Below are 19,390 nucleotides of genomic sequence, written 5' to 3'. Positions count from 1 at the left end.
GCCATGCTCGGCTGAGGCTGTACCGGTAATGCCTCTGCCGAGCATGGCTCGGCACTACAACTGCATTGCTGGTAAAGCCCCTTGCCGAGCATGGCTCGGCACTACAACTGCATTGCTGGTAAAGCCCCTTGCCGAGCATGGCTCGGCACTACATCTGCATTACTGGTAACGCCCCTTGCCGAGCATGGCTCGGCACTACGGGTGCATTCTTTTCGCTGAATTTGATCCAGATCAGTCGCCTACGGTGCGTAGTGCCGCCAACAAGGGGACAATGGAGGCCTGCGCGTCATCCGCGCCCCTGTTCGACCTCCGTTGCAAAGGATTTCCCCCATGGCTGCACGCAAGCAAAAGACCTATCCGATCGAAGTCCAGGCCAAGCCCGGCCTGCCGCTGGGCATGAGCCCGGCCACCTTCCTGCGCGATTACTGGCAGAAGCGCCCGCTGCTGATCCGCGCCGCATTCCCGGATTTCGAAACCCCGGTACTGCCTGAAGACCTGGCCGGCCTGGCCTGCGAAGAAGGCGCGCTGGCGCGCATCGTCAGCCATGACCGCGCCACCGACGGCTGGGAGCTGCGCACCGGCCCGTTCCAGGAAGAAGACTTCCCCGGCATGCCCGACCACGACTGGACCCTGCTGGTGCAGGACGTGGACAAGTGGGACCCGGAAGTGCGCGCCCTGACCTCCTACTTCAACTTCCTGCCGCGCTGGCGCATGGACGATGTGATGATCAGCTTTGCCGCCACCGGCGGTTCGGTTGGCGCCCATGTCGACCAGTACGACGTGTTCCTGCTGCAGGCCCATGGCCAGCGCCGCTGGCAGATCGATGCCAGCGAGTCGACCAAGGGCAAGCGCCCGTCGCTGGAGTTCCGTCCCGACGTCGAACTGAAGCTACTGAAGAAGTTCAAGGCGACCCACGATTGGGTGCTGGGCCCGGGTGACATGCTGTACCTGCCGCCGAACGTGCCGCACAACGGCGTTGCTGTGAACCCCTGCCTGACTTTCTCCTTCGGCATGCGTGCGCCGTCCTCGGCCGAGCTGATCAGCGATTACCTGGATGACCTGGTCGCCGACGCCGACGAATCCATCCGCTTCCAGGACCCGGACCTGAAGCTGCCGGAAGACCCGAACGAGATCGATGCCGCCGCGATGAAGCGTGTAGTCGCCGCACTCAATGCGCTGCGCATGAACGACCCGGATCGCCTCGGCAACTGGTTCGGCCGCTTCATCACCACCTACCGCGCCGCTGGCGACATCCTGCCCTCGCAGGCACCGCCGTCGCCGGAAGAAGTCGTCGCCGAGCTGGAAAATGGCGGCGTGCTTGAACGCCACCCGTGGGCCCGTCTGGCTTGGCGCCGCGCCACCCGTGGCGCCTCGCTGTATTGCTCCGGCCTGGCGTTCCAGCTCTCGATCAAGGACGCGCAGACCCTTGCCGGTACCGAACAGATCGATATCGCCCTGTTCAACAAGCTCGGCAACAAGGGCCGTGATGCGCTGATGGAACTGATCGTCGGCGGCCATTATCAGCTGCTGGACGTGGAGACCATTGCCGCCATGCTCGCCGAGCAGGACGCGCTGGAAGCCATGGAAGACGTGGCCGAGGAAGATTTCGACGACGAAGACTTCGACGACGAAGCCGATGCCCCGGAAGTCGAGATCGAAGTCATCGAGTACAGCGAAGCCGGTGAAGGCGAGCCGTCCGTTGCCAGCATCGAGACCGTCCTGATCAACGAGGAAGGCGTCGAAGTCGTAGTGATCTGCGACGACGGCGAGGAAGAAGACGAAGACGACGCGGAAACCCCGTCGGCATGAGTCAAACCGCGATCTTCCATGTAGAGATCGCCGACTACGCCGTGCAGCAGACCCTGCTGCACGGCGTGCGTCATACCGTATTTGTCAGCGAGCAGAACGTCCCGGCCGAGCTGGAAATAGACGCGCTGGACCCGCTCAGCGACCACGCCCTGGCCTTGGATGAACACGGCCAAGCCATCGGTGCCGCCCGCTTGACCCCCGACCAGCGCATCGGCCGGATGGCGGTGCTCGCCGCCTGGCGCGGCAAAGGTGTCGGCCAAGCCCTCCTGAATGCGCTGTTTTCAGTCGCTCGCAAACGCGGCTGGGGCGAAGTCAGCCTGCACGCCCAGCTGCATGCCCGCGACTTCTACGCCTGCAATGGCTTCCTGCCGGAAGGCGTGGAATTTGAAGAAGCCGGCATCGGCCACCAGACCATGCGCCGCCGTCTGGACGGGGCAATGCGGGTGCAGGACCCGGATCAGGCCCGCGCCGCCATGGCCGCGGTGATCCACGCAGCGCGCCGCCACCTGCACCTGCAGCTGCGCGGCAACGATGCCCTGCTCGGCCAGCCGCTGATCCTGGACGCGTTGCGCCGTTTTGCCACCGCCCGTCACGACAAGCAGGTGCAAGTGCTGCTGCACGAGGCTGACCTGCCCGCCCTGCCCACGGCCTTCATCGCCCTGGCGCAGCGCCTGCCCAGTGTGTTCAAGCTACGTGAGCCGGTAGACCCGATGGACTGCGAGGTCAGTTCGGCCGCTATCAGCAACGATCACGGCGACTGCTACTTTCGTCCAATGGGCGCCCGCGTCGAAGGCGAACTGTCGCTGGACAGCCCCGCCCGCGCGCAACAGCAGGAAGCGCTGTTCAAGCGTATCTGGGAGCGTTCACGCGATTGCAACGGGCTTCGCGTACTAGGTGTCTGAGCACTGACTGGGGCAGGACAAGCCGCAGTCAGGTATTAATGCACGGGACAGTGTAGATGCCCCTTCCTGTCCAGTGAGGGGTATAATTTCGTGGTTAGAACACGCCCGCGCGGGATGCTGTAGCAGGTCCGCCGGTTCCCAGAACTACCCCACAAGTGAATCCGACTCTCCATCGTGGACAATCTACTGAAGCAGTTTGCGCAATCATCGCAGCTCGCCGGCGGCAACGCCTCCTATGTCGAGGACCTGTACGAACAGTACCTCGTCTCCCCGGACAGTGTGGACCCCAAGTGGAAGTCCTACTTTGACGGCTTCAAAGGCCGCGAAGCTGGCGATGTGCCGCACTCTGCCGCCATCGCACACATCACCGAAGCCGCGAAGAATGCTGGCAAGGTCGGCGCCAATGCCGGTTCCGGCGACGAGCGCGAGCGCAATGTCGGCCGCCTGATCACCGCCTACCGTTCGCGCGGCCACCTCGGCGCCAATCTTGATCCGCTGGGCCTGACCCCGCCGGTCAACCCGCCGGACCTGGGCCTGCCCTTCCACCACCTCAGCGATGCCGACCTCAACGACGAGTTCAGCACCGGCGGTGTTGGCGGCCAGCCGCGGATGAAGCTGCGTGACCTGCTTGCGCGCCTGAAGGCGACCTATGCCGGCTCGATCGGCGCAGAGTTCATGTATATCGCCGAAGTCGATCAGCGCCAGTGGCTCTACCAGCGTCTCGAAACCGCCGGTGGCGACTACAACCTGGATGCCGACACCAAGCGTCGCACCCTGGAGCGCCTGACCGCGGCCGAAGGCCTCGAGCGTTACCTGCACACCAAGTACGTCGGCCAGAAGCGCTTCTCGCTGGAAGGCGGCGACTCGCTGATCCCGATGATGGACACCATCATCCGCGACGCCGGCAAGGAAGGCGTCAAGGACGTGATCATCGGCATGGCCCACCGCGGCCGCCTGAACGTGCTGGTCAACACCCTCGGCAAGAACCCGCGCAAGCTGTTCGACGAGTTCGAAGGCAAGTTCGAGCACGACGACCGCGCCGTTGCCGGTGACGTGAAGTACCACATGGGCTTCTCGGCCGACGTCGCCAGCGATGGCGGCCCGGTGCACCTGGCCCTGGCGTTCAACCCGTCCCACCTCGAAATCGCCGATCCGGTGGTTGTCGGCTCGGTGCGCTCGCGCCAGGAACGCCGCAACGACACCGCGCGCAAGCAGGTGATGCCGGTCCTGATTCACGGCGACGCTGCATTCGCTGGCCAGGGCGTGGTGATGGAGCTGTTCCAGATGTCGCAGGCCCGCGGTTTCGCGGTCGGCGGCACCGTGCACATCGTCATCAACAACCAGGTGGGCTTCACCACCTCCAACCGCGACGACTCGCGCTCGACCCTGTACTGCACCGACATCGCCAAGATGGTTGCTGCGCCGGTCCTGCACGTGAACGGCGACGATCCCGAAGCCGTGGTGTTCGCGGCCAAGCTGGCTTATGACTTCCGCCAGCAGTTCAACAAGGACGTCGTGATCGATCTGGTCTGCTACCGCCGCTGGGGTCACAACGAAGCCGATGAACCGGCGATCACCCAGCCGCTGATGTACCAGGTGATCCGCAAGCACAAGACCACCCGCGAGCTCTACGCCGAGCAGCTGGAAGCCGCAGGCGTCATCGCTGCCGGCGCCGGCAAGGACATGGTCGACGCTTACCGCAACAAGCTGGACTCGGGCGAAGTCACCACCGAGCTGGCCAAGGTCGAAAAGACCCCGGCTACCAGCAAGATGTACGTGGATTGGTCGAAGTACCTGTCGGGCAAGCTGTCCGATCCGGTCAGCACCAAGGTCGACATGGGCAAGCTGACCCAGCTGGCCACCATGATCAACACCATTCCGGAAGGCGTGGAAGTGCATTCGCGCGTTGCCAAGGTATACGACGACCGTCGCAAGATGGCCGCCGGTGAAATCCTCGGCGACTGGGGCTTTGCCGAGAACCTGGCCTACGCAACGCTGCTGGACGAAGGCAACGCACTGCGCCTGGTTGGCCAGGACGTGGGCCGCGGCACCTTCACCCACCGTCACGCGATCCTGCACGACCAGAAGACCGATAACTACTACCTGCCGCTGCGTCAGCTGGTCGAGTCGCCGGAGCAGGCCACCATCATCGATTCGCTGCTCAGCGAAGAAGCGGTGATGGCGTTCGAGTACGGCTTCTCCACCACCGATCCGAACACCTTGTGCATCTGGGAAGGCCAGTTCGGCGACTTCGCCAACGGCGCCCAGGTCGTGATCGATCAGTTCATCGCCTCCGGCGAAGCAAAGTGGGGCCGTATCTCCGGCCTGACCCTGCTGCTGCCGCACGGTTATGAAGGTCAGGGCCCGGAACACAGCTCGGCGCGCCTTGAGCGCTTCCTGCAGCTGTGCGCGCTGGAGAACATGCTGGTCTGCGTGCCGTCGACCCCGGCGCAGGCATTCCACATGCTGCGTCGCCAGATGCGCATGGCTACCCGCAAGCCGCTGGTCGTCATGTCGCCCAAGTCGCTGCTGCGTCACAAGCTGGCCGTGTCCAGCCTGGACGAAATGGCCAATGGCGAGTTCCAGCACCTGATCGGCGACGTCACCGCGGACGTCAAGAAGGTCAAGCGCGTCGTCGTGTGTTCGGGCAAGGTCTACTACGACCTGCTGGAAGACGTGACCAAGCGCGGCCAGGACGACGTGGCACTGGTGCGTGTGGAACAGCTCTACCCGTTCCCGCGCCCGGCGCTGGCTGCCGAACTGAAGAAGTACGGCAAGGCAACCGACGTCGTGTGGTGCCAGGAGGAGCCGATGAACCAGGGTGCGTGGTACCAGATCAAGCACCACCTGCAGGCATGCGTGGCCGATGGCCAGGCGCTGCACTATGCCGGTCGTCCGCGTTCTCCGTCGCCTGCTGTTGGCCACATGTCCGATCACCTGCGCGAACTCGCACAGCTGCTCGCCGACGCGCTGGTCAACAAGATCGACGACAACTACGCCGAATAAGCCCCCTTTTCCACAAGAATAACGAAACCAGGAAATCAGCCAAATGGCCACCGAAGTCAAAGTACCGGTACTGCCCGAATCCGTCTCCGACGCCACCATCGCCACCTGGCACAAGAAGGTGGGTGATGCGGTCAAGCGTGATGAGAACCTGCTCGACCTGGAAACCGACAAGGTCGTGTTGGAAGTGCCGGCGCCGGTTGATGGCGTGCTGAAGGAAATCAAGTTCCAGGAAGGCGACACCGTCACCTCGAGCCAGCTGCTGGCGATCATCGAGGAAGGCGCGGTTGCCGCTGCCGCTCCGGCCGCTGCTGCCGAGGCACCGAAGGCTGCTGCCCCGGCCGCCGCCGCTCCGGCTGCTGCCGCTGCACCGGCACCGGCTGCCAAGTCGGCTGCCGACGGCCTGCCGCCGGGCGCCCGCTTCTCGGCCATCACCGAAGGCGTGAACCCGGCTGACGTGGCCGGCACCGGCCGTCATGGCGCAGTGACCAAGGAAGACATCGTCAACTTCGCCCGCAACGGCGGCGTCGGCAAGGCCGGCGGTGCACGTCCGGAAGAACGCGTGCCGATGACCCGCATGCGCAAGCGCATCGCCGAGCGTCTGATGCAGTCGAAGAACTCGACCGCCATGCTGACCACCTTCAACGAAGTCAACCTGTCCAAGGTTTCGGCTGCGCGCAAGGAACTGCAGGAAGAGTTCGTCAAGGCCCACGGCATCAAGCTCGGCTTCATGAGCTTCTTCGTCAAGGCTGCCGCCAACGCACTGCAGCGCTTCCCGCTGGTCAATGCCTCGATCGATGGTGACGACATCATCTATCACGGCTACTCGGACATCTCGATCGCCGTGTCGACCGAGAAGGGTCTGGTGACCCCGGTGCTGCGCAACGTCGAGCGCATGTCGTTCGCCGACATCGAGAAGGCCATCGCCGACTACGCCAAGAAGGCCCGTGACGGCAAGCTGTCGCTGGAAGAACTGCAGGGCGGCACCTTCACCGTGACCAACGGTGGCACCTTCGGCTCGCTGATGTCGACCCCGATCGTCAACCCGCCGCAGAGCGCCATCCTCGGCATGCACGCCATCAAGGACCGTCCGATCGCCGAAAACGGCCAGATCGTGATCGCCCCGATGATGTACCTGGCCATGTCCTATGACCACCGCATCATCGACGGCAAGGATTCGGTGCAGTTCCTGGTGGACATCAAGAACCAGCTGGAAAACCCGGGCCGCATGCTGTTCGGTCTGTAATTGCTCTGAGCCCCTCTCCCGCTCGCGGGAGAGGGGTTGGGGTGAGGGCAAGCCTCACCCGCACCCTCATCCGGCGCTACGCGCCACCTTCTCCCGGCGGGAGAAGGGACAGGCAACAAGGAATCTCAAATGGCTGAACAATTCGACGTCGTCGTCATCGGTGCTGGTCCGGCCGGCTACCACGCTGCCATCCGCGCCGCACAGCTGGGCCTGAAGACCGCCTGCATCGATGCAGCGCTGGGCAAGGACGGCAAGCCGGCGCTGGGCGGCACCTGCCTGCGCGTGGGCTGCATCCCGTCCAAGGCGCTGCTGGACTCCTCGCGCCAGTACTGGAACATGGGCCACATCTTCGATCAGCACGGCATCAGCTTCAACGACGCCAAGATCGACGTGAACAAGATGGTCGGCCGCAAGGATGCCATCGTGAAGCAGTTCACCGGCGGCATCGCCCAGTTGTTCAAGGCCAACAAGGTTGCTACCTACTACGGCTTCGGCCAGCTGCAGGCCGGCAATGTGGTCAAGGTCAAGCAACACGACGGCTCGGAAGTCGAGCTCAAGGGCACCAACGTCATCATCGCCGCCGGTTCGGATTCGATCGAACTGCCGTTCGCCAAGTTTGACGGCAAGCACATCGTCGACAACGTCGGCGCGCTGGACTTCACCGAAGTGCCGAAGCGCCTGGCCGTGATCGGCGCCGGTGTGATCGGCCTGGAACTGGGCAGCGTGTGGAAGCGCCTGGGTTCGGACGTCACCATCCTGGAAGCACTGCCGGACTTCCTGGCTGCTGCCGATGCTGAAGTCGCCAAGGTTGCCGCCAAGGAATTCAAGAAGCAGGGCCTGAACATCCTGCTCAACGCCAAGGTCTCCAAGACCGAGATCAAGGGCGAAGAAGTCATCGTCAGCTACACCGATGCCGAAGGCGAGAAGAGCCTGACCGTCGACAAGCTGCTGGTGGCCGTTGGCCGTCGCGCTGCCAGCAAGGGCCTGTTGGCCGATGGCACCGGCGTGCAGATCAACGAGCGCGGCCAGATCGTGGTCGACGACCATTGCCACACCGGCGTCGATGGCGTGTGGGCGGTGGGTGACTGCGTGCGCGGCCCGATGCTGGCCCACAAGGGCTTTGAAGAAGGCGTCGCCGTGGCTGAACTGATCGCTGGCCTGCCGGGCCACGTCAACTTCGACACCATCCCGTGGGTCATCTACACCGAGCCGGAACTGGCATGGGTCGGCAAGACCGAAGCCCAGCTCAAGGCCGAGGGCATCCCGTACAAGGCTGGCAGCTTCCCGTTCGCCGCCAACGGCCGCGCCGTTGCCATGGTGGAGCCGGCTGGCTTCGTCAAGGTGCTGGCTCACGCCGAAACCGACCGCGTGCTGGGCATGCACCTGGTTGGCGCCAATGTCTCCGAGCTGGTGCACGAAGGTGTGCTGACCATGGAGTTCAGCGGCTCGTCCGATGACCTGGCCCGCATCTGCCACGCCCACCCGTCGCTGTCCGAGGCAGTGCACGACGCGGCAATGGCAGTGACCAAGCGCGCCATCCACAAGGCCAACTAAGCTCCACGGCCTGTGACCTGAAGGCTCCGCTCCGGCGGAGCCTTCTTGCTTTTGTAGTCCCCGGTCTGCTCGCGCATTCATCGGCAGCAGAACGACCACCTCTTCCCATCCTTCAGGAACAACACATGAAGTCCATCTGCGTCTATTGCGGCTCCAACCCCGGTGCCAAGCCCATCTATGTCGAACGCGCCACCGAACTGGGCACGCGCATCGCCAACGAAGGCTTGCGTCTGGTCTATGGCGGCGGCCGCACCGGCCTGATGGGCGCGGTAGCCGATGGCGTGCTGGCAGCAGGTGGCGAAGTCACCGGCGTGATCCCGCAGCACCTGGTGGACATGGAAGTCGCGCACAAGGGCGTGACCTCGCTGGAAATCGTCGGCTCCATGCATGAGCGCAAGTCGCGCATGTTCGACCTTTCCGACGCCTTCGTTGCCCTGCCCGGCGGCTTCGGCACCGCCGAAGAAATCTTCGAAATGCTGACCTGGCGTCAGCTCGGCATCGGCCACAAGCCCTGCGCCTTCCTCGACATCGACGGTTTCTACCAGCCACTGATCGGCATGATCGACACGATGGTCAGCGAGCGCTTCCTGCACCCGGAGCAACGCGAAGACCTGTGGTACGGCGACGACGCCACGCAGATGCTGGAATGGATGCGCAACTACTCGCCGGCGCAGGCCGACAAGTGGTTCGACGAGAAGAAGCGCAACGCGCTGCGTTGAGGCACGAGCACGCTTATGTAGGAGCGGCGTGAGCCGCGAAGCTCGTACAACGAACAGGTCGCCTGTCTTCCAAGCAAAGTCCACTGCGCATCATGCAATCGCAACTGGTGCGCAACGGAAGCAATTCCAGCTTCGCTGGCTGACGCCGCTCCTACAAAAGCCGGTGCTTATGCGCGCTGCAAGCTCTCTTCGCGGGGCGCCGGGTAACCCAGCAGGTAACCCTGGCCGAAGTTGCAGCCGAGCTCCTTCAGCGTCTGCAGCTGTCGTTCGTTCTCGATGCCCTCGCCTATCGTCTCGATGCCCAACGTGCGTGCGAGCGACAGCACGCCTTCCACCAGCGCAAGCGTACTGTTGCTGCCTTCATCATGCAGCCCGGCAACAAAGCTGCGATCCACCTTCAGCGCGCTGATCGGGAAGCGATGCAGATAGGACAGCGCCGAATAACCGGTACCGAAGTCATCCAGCTGCACCACCACACCACGCTCGCGCAGCTGGTGCAATGCACGCAAGGTGCGCGGCTCGTCATCTAGCAAGGCCATCTCGGTGATCTCAACACGCAGACGCCCGGGATCTGCCCCCGCCGCGTCGAGCATCCCGAGCAACCGCGGCGCGAACTCAACCGAACGGAAATGCCGCGGCGACACGTTCACCGAGATGTAGCCGACAGCCGAGGCTGCCATGTCCTGCATCACCTGCTCGTAAATCTGCCAATCAACCTGTTCGATCAGGCCGCTTTCTTCACCCAGCGATAAAAATTCGCCCGGCAGCAGTACGCCGCGACGCTCATGCTGCCAACGCAGCAGCGCCTCATGGCCGACCACCTCGCCATCAAACAAGGACACGATCGGCTGGTAATACGGCACGAAATCCCGTTTCTTGATCGCACGCCGCAGATCCGCCTCGAGCTCCAGACTACGCATGGCCTCGTCATGCATCGCGCCATCGAACATCACGCAGCGGTCCTGACCCTTGAGCTTGGCCCGGTACATGGCAGCGTCCGCATCGCGCAGCAGGTCTGCGCCAGATGTGTAGCGGGCATCCCATACCGCAATGCCGATACTGCCGGATGGGAACAGCTCGCGTCCGTCCACCCACATCGGCGCCTCCAGCGCCTTGAGCAGGCGACGGCCCAGGTCCATCGCTGCATTCGAGCCACGGTCGGAATGCACAAGCAGCGCGAACTCATCGCCGCCCAGCCGCGCCACCACGTCCTCACCCCGAACCAGGCCCACCAGCCGGCGCGCGACCTCAACCAGCATCTGGTCGCCAGCGGCATGACCAATACTGTCGTTGACCCACTTGAAGCGATCCAGATCCAGGAACAACAACGCAAAATGCGGGGCGATACCCAATTCCGCGTTCTCGATTGCACGCTCCAATCGGTCCTGCAGGTGCAGGCGATTGGGTAGCCCGGTCAATACATCGTGCATGGCCAGGTGGGTCAAACGTTGCTCGGCGCGCATACGTTCGCCAATCTGTCCCAGCAGCTTCTGATTTACCTCGCCCAGCTCACGGGTGCGCTCTGTCACGCGCAATTCCAGGTCGGCATGGGCTTGCACCAAGCGCTGTTGATCGCGCTGGCGAGCAAGACTGTTGCCGATGGCGCGGGCGACAAACACCAACAAGCGCTGATCATCGGCAGTGAACGCGACCTCCGGGTTGTAGCTCTGCACCGCGATGACACCTACTACTTCGTCATCACTGAACAAGGGCACACCCAGCCAGCACTGCGACTTGGCGCCGAATTCTTTCAAAGTCCCAGCCGCGATCAACGTGTCGATATCGACGCGCGTCAGCAGCACCGGCTCGCGGCGCTGCAGCGCATACTCGGTCAGGCCATCGCTGAAAATCCGGGTTGCACGTTCGCGGTTGAAGCGATCGACTGAATAGACAAACTCGATACCGGTCGCATCTGCGGTCACCATCGCCACGTAGAAATTGCTGGCATCCAGCAGCCGACCAATGATCTCGTGGACCTGCGCGTAGAAGTCGCCCGTAGCCCTGCCGCTCATCGCCAACTCGGAGATGTTGAACAGCGCCGCCTGCAGCAGTTCCGCGCGCCGACGCTCGATGATCTCGCCCTGCAGGTGGTCGTTGATGCGCTCCAGATCCTGGGTGCGCTGCCAGACCCGTTGTTCCAGCTGCGCATGCGCCTGATGCCGATCCATCGCGGTCAGGATGTGTTTGGCGACAAAGTTCAGCAGCGCCAGCTCTTCCTCGCCATAGCAGGCATCGGCGACATAACTCTGCACCACGATCGCACCGCACACCCGGTTGTCCCGCCACATCGGCACACCCAGCCAGTCGGTACTCTCCTCGCCCTCCGACACCTCGTACGGCTGTTCCAGATATTTGGCCAGCTCACGCGACGGCCCGCTCAGTGCCCGACCATTGCGCAGCACCGCAAAGGTCAAACTGGCCGGCATTTCCTCGTAACGGTAGCGACGCCCGGGATCAGGCAGATAGCTGTCATGGGTATCAACGAAATACAGGAACTCCAGGCTCTGCTGATTCTCATCACACTCAACGATGTAGCAGTTCTCCGCGTACATCAACGAACCGAGGATGCGATGGAAATGCGCCATCATCTCCGTCATCGCCAGATCGGCACCGGCCAGATCGGCAATTTCGAACAATGCCTTCTGCAGCTGTTTGGAGCGTTGCAGTTCTTCGATCTGGATGCGCTGGCGCATCAGCTCCATGGCCGAGCAGATCAGCACCCGCGCCGTGCCCTGCCATGCTTCGCGGCGTGCAACCGGCAGTGCCTGTTCGGGATCGATCAGCAGTACGTAGTCTGCGCCGCTGTCGTGGCTCCATTCCAATAGATGCACGGAGCCGGGAAGGTCTTCCGTATTGCCTGCAAGGCAGTCACGCGCCAGCTGGCACAGACCATCGGCTGATTCCGGGAAACTGCAGCTACCCTTGCCCAGCTGGCCATCACGCCACGCCAGCGCAACCGTGCTGACGGGAGGCAACAAGCTCTGCAATGTCGCTACCACTTTGGTGACCGGCGAAGATGTATCGGCGCGTTGGATTTCGACCTTCGCGTCAAGCTCGCTATACGACATGTATCCGTTCTCTCTGGGTCCCGGCATCCCGGAACTCCCCCCTGAACCCGCAGCATACCTTTCGTAGCGGTCAAGAGCAGTGCGTCGCAGAAAAAGATTCCGATTCACGATTATGAATGCGCATTACCTCGACCTCCCACGGAGCTAGGCAGAATCCAAGCCAGCCACTACGCTTGGCGGGTGGATACCGCTGTCCAAACCCCTACCGATGAAGTGCTGATGTTGGCCTATGCCGACGGTGACAGCGATGCGTTCTCCGAGCTCTACGCCCGGCATCGCGCGCGGCTGTTCCACTACCTGCTCGGCCAGCTGCGCGACCGGCCGTTGGCCGAGGAACTCTTTCAGGACGTCTGGCAGAAGATGATCAATGCCCGCGCTGGCTGGAAGCCTGACGCGGCCTTTGCCACCTGGCTGTTCCGTATCGCCCACAACCGCCTCAACGACCATTGGCGGGCAGCCCGCCATCGTCCTTCAGCACCAGAAGACGCCGACGAGCGCACCGCGCGTCTGGCCGACAACTGCACGCCGGAATTACTGGCAGACGAACAAGCCCAGCGCCTGCAACTGCGCCAAGCCTTGGCCGAGTTGCCACCGGAACAACAGGAAGTCGTGATCCTGCGACTGGAACAGGAACTCAGCCTGGAGGAGATCGGGCAGATCACCGGCGTGGGCCGGGAAACCGTCAAGTCGCGGCTGCGCTATGCGATGGACAAGCTGCGCGCGAGGTTGAGCGAATGAACATCTCAGACATGCTGACCCCCGAAGAGCGTGAGCTGGCCCGACTGCTCGGCCGTCCGGGCGCTGGTGTCGCAGGGCCCAGCGCGCAGCTGGATGCCCGCATCCTGGCCATGGCCAAGGGCAACCCACAGGCACCGGCTCACCCCCAATCAGAGACACGGGTTGCGCATCGCGAAGCGCCCACAACGAACCTGCCTCCACCACCGCGGAATCGCGGCTGGGGTCGCCGCCGTGGGCTGGTATCTTCGTTCGCCGTGGCCGCATCGCTGGTGCTGGTGGTTGGCCTTGCCTGGCAGCTGCGCCCGCTGCCGCCCCAGCCAGCAATGCAGCAGGGTGAAATGGAAGCACCAGCTGCCGATATGGCAGCCGCAGAGGTAGCTGTTTCTCCGGCTGCTGCGCCAATGCCAAGCCAGACAGCCGAGGATGCGGATGCTGCCGCTGCCTCGGCACCCGCAGCGCCGCAAGCCCAGTCCGTGACAAGCGCGAAGGAACGTCGTGCCGATGCGCCGCAGGCAAATGTTGCGGGCAATGACGAGACGAACGTCATCGAAAAACCCAGCCCCAGCCATACGGGGCAATCGCCACGCGCCTTCTCCAATGCGCCGGTTACGCCTCCGGCACCACCCGCGCCCCCCGCTCCGCCAATGCCGATGATGGCCCCGGCACCGATGGCTGCCCCGGTTCAAGCCGAGCAGAACATCAGCACCGTTGGCGCGCAAGGTGACTTCTATCGCAGCGAAGCCGCGCCAGCACTTGCACCGTCGCAGCGCCCTGCGTTTTCTGGTTCCACACCAATCCCCCATGCCGGCGCCAAGGCCGTAAGCAAGGCCGCAGAAGCGCGCCGGCAGCGTGCGGAGGCCATCTCCGCAGACAGCACGCCCGACATCGAGGCCGACGCCACGCTGTCACGCCACCAATGGATCAAGCGCATCCGCGAACGCCACGAGGCCGGCGATCTGGAAGGTGCAAAGGCCAGCCTGCGGCGCTTTGCCCACGACTACCCGGAGGCGCGCATTCCGCGCGATCTGCGGCCGCTGCTCAAGGATTGAGCTGCATCGGCTTCCGCTTTGCAGCGCTGCCACTAGAATGACGGCAATGCTCGACACACTCGCCGCACCCGCCAGCCACGAGCTGGAGATCAAACACAGCCGCTTCCTCGCGCAGGCAGCGCCGATCAGCGATGCCGGCGCAGCGCTGGCATTCATCCAGTCGGTTTCGGATGTCGATGCCACCCACAACTGCTGGGCCTACCGGCATGGCAATGACTACCGCTCCAGCGACGACGGCGAGCCGGCAGGCACTGCCGGACGCCCGATTCTGGCGGCCATTGATGGTCAAGGTTATGACCGCATCGCTGTGGTGGTGACGCGCTGGTATGGCGGCATCAAACTAGGCGCAGGCGGCTTGGTTCGCGCTTATGGCGGCACCGCGGCCGAATGCCTGCGACTGGCCCAACGCAGCCCGCTGGTGCCGATGACCGAGCGCATCCTGCAATGCGGCTTCGAGGACATGGGTATCGTGCATACCCTGCTAGGTGCCACCGGCGCCGAGAAGCTTGACGAACAATTCCTGCCCGAAGGCCTGCGCTTGCATGTGCGCCTGCCGGCAGACCAGATCGATGCGCTGGCATTACGCCTGCGCGATGCCACCCGCGACCGCCTACGCCTGAGCGAACCCGTCGACCATGACTGAAGCAGCTTCCCCCCCGCCGCAGCGCAAGCTGCAGAAACTCGGCAGCCTGAAAACCCTATGGCCGTTCGTGCGTCGCCACGCCGGCCTGTTCACCGCTTGGCTGGTGGCCTTGGCGGTGTCGTCGACGGCGACCTTGAGCCTGCCGATGGCGGTCAAGCAGATGATCGACCACGGCTTCTCCGGTGGTGGCGAGATCAACCGCGCCTTCATGCTGTTGTTCATCGTCGCGGTAGTGCTGGCATTGGCGACTGCCGCGCGCTTCTTCTTTGTGTCTTTGCTGGGCGAGAAAGTTGTCGCTGACCTGCGCGGCAAGCTCTATGCGCACCTGATCGGCCTGGACGCCGGTTTCCACGACCGCACCCGCAGTGGCGAGCTGGTGTCGCGACTGACCGCCGACAGCGAACTGCTGCGCAGCGTGATCGGCTCGACCATGTCGGTGGCACTGCGCAGCAGCGTCACCGTGATCGGCGCGATGGTGATGTTGTTCGTCACCAGTCCGCACCTGGCGGTGTACTCGCTGATCGGCATTCCGTTGGCGGTGCTGCCGATCGTGTTGGGCGCACGCAAGCTGCAGAAGATCTCCCGCGCCAGCCAGGACCGCGTCGCTGACGCCAATGCCTTGGCCTCGGAAACATTGGGCGCGGTGCGCACGGTGCAGGCACATGCCCGTGAGCCCTACGAGCGCGGCCGCTTCGAGGCCGCGCTGGATATCTCGGTAGCCACCGCAAAGCGCCGCATCCGCACCCAGTCTTTTGTCACCGCCATCGCCATCGTGTTGGTGTTTGGCGCAATCGTTGCGGTGCTGTGGTCGGGCGCGCACGACGTCGTCGACGGCCGCATGACAGCCGGTACGCTGGGCCAGTTCGTGCTGTACGCCTTGATCGGCGGTGGTTCGGTCGGCGCCTTGGCCGAAGTCTGGAATGAGCTGCAGCGCGCTTCTGGCGGCATGGGCCGGATAGGTGAACTGCTGGCCGAGAGTCCGCAGATCACCGCACCCGCACAGCCGCAACCGCTGCCCTCACCGGTTCGCGGCGAGATCCGCTTCGAGCATGTGTCGTTCCATTACCCGCAACGCCCCGATCATCCGGCACTGGATGATTTCAGCCTGACCGTGGCACCGGGCGAAACCGTAGCTTTGGTCGGCCCCTCAGGTGCCGGCAAAAGCACGGTGCTGTCGCTGCTGTTGCGCTTCCATGACCCGGACAGTGGCAGCCTGCGTCTGGACGGCATCGACCTGCGTGAGCTTGACCCGGCGCAGCTGCGTCAAAGCATTGCCTTGGTACCGCAACAGCCAGCACTGTTTGCCGCCAGCGCAGCCGACAACATCCGCTATGGTCGGCTCGAAGCCAGCGACGAGGAAGTTCGCGCTGCTGCGCGCTCAGCCGAGGCCGACGACTTCCTGATGCAGCTGCCGGAAGGCTATGCCAGCGACCTGGGCGAGCGCGGTGCGCGCCTGTCCGGTGGCCAGCAGCAGCGCGTGGCGATCGCTCGCGCCCTGCTCAAGGACGCGCCGGTATTGCTGCTGGACGAAGCCACCAGCGCGCTGGACGCACAGAGCGAACGCGCTGTGCAACAGGCACTGGAACGGCTGATGGCTGGGCGCACGACGCTGGTCATCGCGCATCGCCTGGCAACCGTGCTCAAAGCCGACCGCATCGTGGTGATGGACCATGGCCGTATCGTCGCGCAGGGCACGCATGCTGAACTGTTGGCACAGGACGGTTTGTATGCCGAGCTGGCACGGCTGCAATTCATAGATTGAGAACACTGCGGTAACGCAACGCTAACAACGCCGACGGCAAGCTCACAGGGTGGTCGCACCGATGCACTGCGACCACCTTCCCAGCATTGGAGGCGAGCTATGGCGTTCCGACAATTTCCAGCGACCACCCGCGATGGCGAAAGCTGCATCGTCATCGAGTTTCTAGATGAGCCCGTCAGCACCGAAGCCAACACCAACCGTCCGCCGCGTTATGAACTTGCCGATGGCCGGCCGCTGCTTCGTCGTGGCAGCAACCTGTTCAGTGCCGATGGCGAAGTCAGCCTGTCGATGAACCAGCCCTACCGGGCCTGATTCCCTGCTTCTGCAGCGCGCCGTGATCATTGCCGGCGCGCATCAGGAAGGCCCAGCCGGCGACTGTCCGGGCAATTCTGAATACGCTTTGCCGATCCGGCCTGCGACTGCTCAATTTTTCACCAACCATCTTGACAGCCTTGTGCCGCAATGGATGTCAGTGATTATCCACATGCTTGCACACACGCCGCTGTGGATTAAGTCGCAGCTGGTGAGACGCAGATAGGGTGGAGCCCCCTCACTTTTGCGCAGCAAAGGGGAGGGTTGGGGAGAGCTGCTCTAGCCGCCCTGGCTCTTGTGGGAGCGGCGTAAGCCGCGATGCTGAGGGACCCCGACGACCAAGGCGCCTTGGCAGCGGCAATGCGCTATCGGCTTCGGCTGGCGCTATTAGCCTCGCGGCTTACGCCGCTCCTACAAACCCAGCGGGCTTAACGCTCCAGCACCCGGCCTATGCCGCTGCTGTTGATCTCGTCGCTTGCCGCTGAAATCACATCCGCCGCGTAGGCCTGCACGAAGCCCATGCGGAAGTGGACCTCACCACTGGGCGTACGCGAGGAATGAATCGAGGCCAGGCTGATGCCATGGCGTTCGAACACATGCAGCAGCTCACGCAATGAACCCGCTCGGTCTTCAGGCAGATGCACACTCATCGCACGTTGATCGGTCAGGTCCGCCAGCAGGTAGCCGACACGCTCGAAGCTGTAGTTGCCATCGCGCAGGGTCTGCTCATCCACCGCAGCCTTGTTATCGGTCAGATACTGCGTACGAAACGCCGCACGCGCGGCATCATCGCCCTGCCCCACCAGGCCACGCAGCTGCTGCAGTTGCTGCAACAGGTGATCCAATACCTCGCCGGCATGCGGATTGCCGAACTGGATGTCTTCGTAGATGGCCGGGTTCAACGACAGAATGCGCGAGATCACCGCCGCATCCAGCTCAAAGGCGGCCGAGCGATACGGCATCAATTCGCTCAGCGAGCCCAGCATCGGCGCATATTCGCGCAGCACGCCAGCCTGGGCCAGATGCGTGGCATGCACCATCGCCTGCACCAGCGCCATCACCCGATCGTGGTGTTCGGCAGTGCCGCGCACGCATTCGGCCTGCAAGGCGATGCACAGCTCATCCAGCCATACCTGCCAGCGCGCATCCAACCGCGCTTCGCAGACCACCATCACCCTGCCCTTCAAGGTCGGCGCCTTGGGCGGTGCGGTCATCGGGTGCAGGCCGGCGACCAAGGCCTGTGATTCCAGCATCGCCGCCACCGGCTCGGCTTTGATCGAGGTGACGTCCAGCCACAGCTTGCCGCGCTCACGTCCGGCCGATTGCCGGATGTACTCGCGGATCAATGCAGGCGTATGCCGGATCGGCGCCGAGAACAGCAATACGTCGGCCTGTTCCAGCAACTGCTCCGGCGTCTGCGAGTTCGCATCGACCGGATCGTGACCGATCACCTGCAAACCCATGCGTGACTCGAAGAAACCACGCAGCCAACGTCCAAAAGCACCGCCGCTACCGACGATGCCAATGACTGGGCGCAAACTCACGCCAGACGCTCGGCGCGGAAGCGGTATGGCGTACCCAAGGCAGCCGGTGCGGCCGCCAGCACGTCGAACTCTTCCACACCGGTTGCCAGGGTCGCTTCCAACGCTGCGTGCACACCAGCGATGGCGCGGCTCACGCCGTCTTCGAAGCTATGGCCCTTCAGCAGGAAGGCGACCAGCAGCGACATCAACACGTCACCGGTACCGGCCACATCCACCGGCAGATGCGGTGAGGTCCAACGCCAGATCTGTTCGCGGCCAATGGCCAAGGTCACCAACTCGCCCGGATCACCGGACACCGAGTGCGCGATCACCCATTCCGGGCCGCGTTCCAGCAGCTTGCGCGAGGCGGCGATGGCGTCGTCCTGCTCCAATGCGGGCATGCCGGTCAGCCGGCCGAGCTCGAAGGCATTGGGCGTTACCAACCAGGCATGCGGCAACAGGCGCTCGATGAAGATCTTTTCCAGCCCCGGCTCAACGTAGGGCCCGGTATGGGTGTCACCGATGACTGGATCCAGGCAGTAACGCAGGTTCGGCGATTGCGGCAGCACTTCGTCGAGCCAATCTGCGAAGGCGGCGCCATTGGCGACGCTGCCGAAGTAACCGGAAACCAAGGCACCGGCGCGTTGCGGCAGGCCCCGTTCGGTTGCGCCCTGCAGCAGTTCCGCGAACCAGTCTGCAGGCAGCACACGGCCGCGCAACGTCGCGTAGAACGGCGCGTTGCTGAGCAGCGTGGTGGGAATTTCGGCGACGCGCAGGCCCAGGGCGCGCAGCGGCGGTACTGCCGCGCTGTTGCCGGCATGGCCGTACACAAGCTGGGATTGCACGGAAATCACGTCCACCGGCGACGGCCCATCCGGGCGTTGCCGACGACCGTGCACGAGATGGCTATGGTCGACTTCGTTCATCGCCCTATTCTACGTCCGCAGGGCAAGGCGCGAGTGCATACGCTTGCGCGCGCAACCAATGGCAGATGGCATAACCAGGTAGTGCCGAGCCATGCTCGGCAGGGGCATTACCGGGAACGCCTCTGCCGAGCATGGA

The 19,390-nt window shown here is 63.7% G+C and carries 14 protein-coding genes; 11 read left to right on the top strand and 3 right to left on the bottom strand.

Annotated elements, in window-relative coordinates; genetic code table 11:
* The first annotated feature begins 330 nt into the window (after nt 1–330).
* The 6 genes from ACVOK8_RS16780 (at nt 331) to ACVOK8_RS16755 (ending at nt 9,233) form a co-directional block, all read left to right on the top strand.
* Nucleotides 331–1,809, top strand: coding sequence for a ribosomal protein uL16 3-hydroxylase (locus ACVOK8_RS16780; RefSeq protein WP_481567819.1), 1,479 nt, complete (start codon nt 331–333; stop codon nt 1,807–1,809).
* Nucleotides 1,806–2,711: a GNAT family N-acetyltransferase gene (locus tag ACVOK8_RS16775; protein ID WP_481567817.1), complete on the top strand. Its 906-nt coding sequence runs from the start codon at nt 1,806–1,808 to the stop codon at nt 2,709–2,711. The genes ACVOK8_RS16780 and ACVOK8_RS16775 overlap by 4 nt, the downstream gene beginning before the upstream one ends.
* A gap of 174 nt (nt 2,712–2,885) precedes the next feature.
* Nucleotides 2,886–5,717 (top strand): 2-oxoglutarate dehydrogenase E1 component, encoded by a 2,832-nt coding sequence (locus tag ACVOK8_RS16770; RefSeq protein ID WP_481567816.1) that lies wholly within the window; start codon nt 2,886–2,888, stop codon nt 5,715–5,717.
* Nucleotides 5,718–5,760: 43 nt separating this feature from the next.
* Nucleotides 5,761–6,960 carry a dihydrolipoyllysine-residue succinyltransferase gene (sucB, locus tag ACVOK8_RS16765; RefSeq protein WP_481567815.1) on the top strand — a complete coding sequence of 400 codons (1,200 nt, stop codon included), beginning with the start codon at nt 5,761–5,763 and terminating at the stop codon, nt 6,958–6,960.
* 129 nt (nt 6,961–7,089) lie between these two features.
* A complete protein-coding gene (gene lpdA, locus ACVOK8_RS16760) occupies nt 7,090–8,514 on the top strand; it encodes a dihydrolipoyl dehydrogenase (protein WP_296246216.1) in 1,425 nt (474 codons plus the stop codon).
* A gap of 125 nt (nt 8,515–8,639) precedes the next feature.
* Nucleotides 8,640–9,233 (top strand): LOG family protein, encoded by a 594-nt coding sequence (locus ACVOK8_RS16755; protein WP_282272078.1) that lies wholly within the window; start codon nt 8,640–8,642, stop codon nt 9,231–9,233.
* 167 nt (nt 9,234–9,400) lie between these two features.
* On the opposite strand, the gene ACVOK8_RS16750 is transcribed toward ACVOK8_RS16755, so the two are convergent.
* Nucleotides 9,401–12,301, bottom strand: coding sequence for a bifunctional diguanylate cyclase/phosphodiesterase (locus tag ACVOK8_RS16750; RefSeq protein WP_481567814.1), 2,901 nt, complete (start codon nt 12,299–12,301; stop codon nt 9,401–9,403).
* Nucleotides 12,302–12,481: 180 nt separating this feature from the next.
* Between ACVOK8_RS16750 and ACVOK8_RS16745 the strand changes: the two genes are divergently transcribed.
* From ACVOK8_RS16745 to ACVOK8_RS16725, 5 genes are all read left to right on the top strand, one after another.
* Nucleotides 12,482–13,039 carry an RNA polymerase sigma factor gene (locus tag ACVOK8_RS16745; RefSeq protein WP_481530298.1) on the top strand — a complete coding sequence of 186 codons (558 nt, stop codon included), beginning with the start codon at nt 12,482–12,484 and terminating at the stop codon, nt 13,037–13,039.
* Nucleotides 13,036–14,088: a hypothetical protein gene (locus ACVOK8_RS16740; protein ID WP_481567813.1), complete on the top strand. Its 1,053-nt coding sequence runs from the start codon at nt 13,036–13,038 to the stop codon at nt 14,086–14,088. The genes ACVOK8_RS16745 and ACVOK8_RS16740 overlap by 4 nt, the downstream gene beginning before the upstream one ends.
* A 46-nt stretch (nt 14,089–14,134) precedes the next feature.
* Entirely contained in the window at nt 14,135–14,731 is a 597-nt protein-coding gene (locus tag ACVOK8_RS16735; RefSeq protein ID WP_481567812.1) for an IMPACT family protein, read from the top strand.
* The gene (locus tag ACVOK8_RS16730; protein WP_481567811.1) at nt 14,724–16,493 is read left to right on the top strand and encodes an ABC transporter transmembrane domain-containing protein; all 1,770 of its coding nucleotides are present in this window, start codon (nt 14,724–14,726) and stop codon (nt 16,491–16,493) included. The genes ACVOK8_RS16735 and ACVOK8_RS16730 overlap by 8 nt, the downstream gene beginning before the upstream one ends.
* Before the next feature lie 99 nt (nt 16,494–16,592).
* The gene (locus tag ACVOK8_RS16725; RefSeq protein ID WP_481567809.1) at nt 16,593–16,805 is read left to right on the top strand and encodes a hypothetical protein; all 213 of its coding nucleotides are present in this window, start codon (nt 16,593–16,595) and stop codon (nt 16,803–16,805) included.
* A gap of 428 nt (nt 16,806–17,233) precedes the next feature.
* Here the strand turns inward: ACVOK8_RS16725 and ACVOK8_RS16720 are convergent, their stop codons facing one another.
* Together ACVOK8_RS16720 and pdxY are read right to left on the bottom strand one after the other, a co-directional pair.
* Nucleotides 17,234–18,349 carry a prephenate dehydrogenase gene (locus ACVOK8_RS16720; protein WP_481567808.1) on the bottom strand — a complete coding sequence of 372 codons (1,116 nt, stop codon included), beginning with the start codon at nt 18,347–18,349 and terminating at the stop codon, nt 17,234–17,236.
* On the bottom strand, nt 18,346–19,254 hold the full coding sequence (pdxY, locus tag ACVOK8_RS16715; RefSeq protein ID WP_303746656.1) for a pyridoxal kinase: 909 nt from the start codon (nt 19,252–19,254) through the stop codon (nt 18,346–18,348). The genes ACVOK8_RS16720 and pdxY overlap by 4 nt, the downstream gene beginning before the upstream one ends.
* Nucleotides 19,255–19,390: the final 136 nt, after the last annotated feature.

This window comes from Stenotrophomonas sp. STEN083 (assembly GCF_056759195.1).
The sequence above is the reverse complement of the archived record's forward strand: the minus strand, read 5'-3'. Positions and strand labels throughout refer to the sequence as shown.